At 62.3% G+C, this 690-nt stretch carries 1 protein-coding gene; it reads right to left on the bottom strand.

Annotated features, from left to right (window positions below):
* The coding region (locus ACZ6DT_RS17405; RefSeq protein WP_465595603.1) for a hypothetical protein at positions 1-557 on the bottom strand (557 nt) is incomplete at its 3' end.
* Between the last annotated feature and the right edge of the window lie 133 nt (positions 558-690).

The following is a 690-nucleotide window of genomic DNA, read 5'->3' as shown; positions in this document are numbered from 1 at the left end:
ATGCTGGGGCGTGGTGGGGTTTTGTCTTGCGGTTTTTCTGTCTTGGTTTCTTGAGTTTTCTGTTGTGTCTGCTGGGGTTGCGTGTCCTTTTTCATAATTTTGCGTAGGTCGACTGGTTGGCCGGAGCCGCCTTTGCCGCCTACGGGGATGCTGGGGCGTGGTGGGGTTTTGTCTTGCGGTTTTTCTGTCTTGGTTTCTTGAGTTTTCTGTTGTGTCTGCTGGGGTTGCGTGTCCTTTTTCATGATCTTGCGTAGATCGACCGGTTGGCCCGATCCGCCTTTACCGCCCGTGGCGGGAGCCGCCTCGGCTTGATGAGCGGCGGCGAGGATAAAGAGTACTGACAACGCTCCGCCTGAGAGGCCGTACAGTATCGACCTGGTCAGCGGACGTCCTGCGGTTTCCATCAGACCTCCTGTTCTCGGCGCGCTTCGCATCGCTGCGCCCAATGGGAATTCGGCTGCGCGTTCGGTCAAGCGCGAGGTTGGTCGAAGCGGATACACTTCGGATTCATTCTTTGTCAACCAGGTGGTGCCGGCGGGTACCTCGGCGACGCTCACTTCACGGAAGCCTCCGCCCGCCTGCGCGTCGGGGGGGGGGGGGGGGGGGGGGAAAAAAAAACCCCCCCCCCCCCACCCCCCCCCCCCCCCCCCCCCCCCTCCCCTCGCCCTTTCCCCCCCCCCCCCACCCCCT

The organism is Amycolatopsis sp. NPDC041971, from assembly GCF_055588925.1.
The sequence above is the reverse complement of the archived record's forward strand: the minus strand, read 5'-3'. Positions and strand labels throughout refer to the sequence as shown.